The organism is Enterobacter cloacae complex sp. I1M (genome assembly GCF_014982425.1).
GTDB classification, from domain to species: Bacteria; Pseudomonadota; Gammaproteobacteria; order Enterobacterales; family Enterobacteriaceae; genus Enterobacter; species Enterobacter intestinihominis.
Genome location: NZ_JADCLG010000049.1, coordinates 1 through 430, shown reverse-complemented (window position 1 = coordinate 430; position 430 = coordinate 1). Strand labels below are relative to the sequence as shown.

Annotated in this window: 1 rRNA gene (cut by a window edge); it reads left to right on the top strand. The window is 53.0% G+C overall.

From position 1 onward, the window contains the following. Nucleotides 1–405 (top strand): 16S ribosomal RNA (locus INF86_RS21785) (it extends 1,131 nt beyond the left edge of the window). Nucleotides 406–430 lie beyond the last annotated feature (25 nt).

The window sequence follows — 430 nt, the reverse complement described above, 5'->3', positions numbered from 1 at the left end:
GGCCGGGAACTCAAAGGAGACTGCCAGTGATAAACTGGAGGAAGGTGGGGATGACGTCAAGTCATCATGGCCCTTACGAGTAGGGCTACACACGTGCTACAATGGCGCATACAAAGAGAAGCGACCTCGCGAGAGCAAGCGGACCTCATAAAGTGCGTCGTAGTCCGGATTGGAGTCTGCAACTCGACTCCATGAAGTCGGAATCGCTAGTAATCGTGGATCAGAATGCCACGGTGAATACGTTCCCGGGCCTTGTACACACCGCCCGTCACACCATGGGAGTGGGTTGCAAAAGAAGTAGGTAGCTTAACCTTCGGGAGGGCGCTTACCACTTTGTGATTCATGACTGGGGTGAAGTCGTAACAAGGTAACCGTAGGGGAACCTGCGGTTGGATCACCTCCTTACCTTAAAGAACCTGCCTTTGTAGTG